General features: G+C 53.7%; 2 rRNA genes. Both read left to right on the plus strand.

Features of this window, described 5'->3' with window-relative positions:
- Positions 1 to 1035: ribosomal RNA gene (locus tag ACHHZ6_RS24680) — 23S ribosomal RNA — on the plus strand; the annotation flags it as partial.
- Positions 1036 to 1103: 68 nt separating this feature from the next.
- Positions 1104 to 1219: ribosomal RNA gene (gene rrf, locus ACHHZ6_RS24685) — 5S ribosomal RNA — on the plus strand.
- Positions 1220 to 1224 lie beyond the last annotated feature (5 nt).

A 1224-nucleotide genomic window follows, 5' to 3' on the forward strand; every position in this document is an offset into this window, starting at 1 on the left:
AACGCGAAGCTCTTGATCGAAGCCCCGGTAAACGGCGGCCGTAACTATAACGGTCCTAAGGTAGCGAAATTCCTTGTCGGGTAAGTTCCGACCTGCACGAATGGCGTAATGATGGCCAGGCTGTCTCCACCCGAGACTCAGTGAAATTGAACTCGCTGTGAAGATGCAGTGTACCCGCGGCAAGACGGAAAGACCCCGTGAACCTTTACTATAGCTTGACACTGAACACTGGTCCTTGATGTGTAGGATAGGTGGGAGGCTTTGAAGCGTGGACGCCAGTCTGCGTGGAGCCGACCTTGAAATACCACCCTTTAATGGCTGGTGTTCTAACGTAGACCCGTAATCCGGGTTGCGGACAGTGTCTGGTGGGTAGTTTGACTGGGGCGGTCTCCTCCCAAAGAGTAACGGAGGAGCACGAAGGTTAGCTAATCCTGGTCGGACATCAGGAGGTTAGTGCAATGGCATAAGCTAGCTTGACTGCGAGAGTGACGGCTCGAGCAGGTGCGAAAGCAGGTCATAGTGATCCGGTGGTTCTGAATGGAAGGGCCATCGCTCAACGGATAAAAGGTACTCCGGGGATAACAGGCTGATACCGCCCAAGAGTTCATATCGACGGCGGTGTTTGGCACCTCGATGTCGGCTCATCACATCCTGGGGCTGAAGTAGGTCCCAAGGGTATGGCTGTTCGCCATTTAAAGTGGTACGCGAGCTGGGTTTAGAACGTCGTGAGACAGTTCGGTCCCTATCTGCCGTGGGCGCTGGAGAATTGAGGGGGGCTGCTCCTAGTACGAGAGGACCGGAGTGGACGCATCACTGGTGTTCGGGTTGTCATGCCAATGGCATTGCCCGGTAGCTAAATGCGGAAGAGATAAGTGCTGAAAGCATCTAAGCACGAAACTTGCCCCGAGATGAGTTCTCCCTGACTCCTTGAGAGTCCTGAAGGAACGTTGAAGACGACGACGTTGATAGGTCGGGTGTGTAAGCGTAGCGATACGTTGAGCTAACCGATACTAATGAACCGTGAGGCTTAACCTTACAACGCCGAAGCTGTTTCGGCGAAGAGACAGAATATTTTCAGCTTTGATACAGATTAACAGAATTTGCCTGGCGGCTTTAGCGCGGTGGTCCCACCTGACCCCATGCCGAACTCAGAAGTGAAACGCCGTAGCGCCGATGGTAGTGTGGGGTCTCCCCATGTGAGAGTAGGGAACTGCCAGGCATCAA

The sequence above is a fragment of the Enterobacter cloacae complex sp. 2024EL-00214 genome, assembly GCF_043945575.1.
In the GTDB taxonomy this organism is placed as follows: domain Bacteria; phylum Pseudomonadota; class Gammaproteobacteria; order Enterobacterales; family Enterobacteriaceae; genus Enterobacter; species Enterobacter cloacae_P.